This is a genomic window from Escherichia sp. B1147 (assembly GCF_001660175.1).
Classification (GTDB): Bacteria; Pseudomonadota; Gammaproteobacteria; order Enterobacterales; family Enterobacteriaceae; genus Escherichia; species Escherichia whittamii.
On record NZ_LFHY01000042.1, the window covers coordinates 1 to 260 of the forward strand.

At 43.8% G+C, this 260-nt stretch carries 1 rRNA gene; it reads right to left on the bottom strand.

Annotation, left to right across the window (positions count from 1 at the left end):
- A 23S ribosomal RNA gene (locus A9180_RS22210) occupies window positions 1-96 on the bottom strand; the annotation flags it as partial.
- Window positions 97-260: the final 164 nt, after the last annotated feature.

A 260-nucleotide genomic window follows, 5' to 3' on the forward strand; every position in this document is an offset into this window, starting at 1 on the left:
GTTCATATCACCTTACCGACGCTTATCGCAGATTAGCACGTCCTTCATCGCCTCTGACTGCCAGGGCATCCACCGTGTACGCTTAGTCGCTTAACCTCACAACCCGAAGATGTTTCTTTCGATTCATCATCGCGTTGCGAAAATTTGAGAGACTCACGAACAACTTTCGTTGTTCAGTGTTTCAATTTTCAGCTTGATCCAGATTTTTAAAGAGCAAAACTTCGCAGTGAACCTTTGCAGGTACACTCTGAAGTATTTTT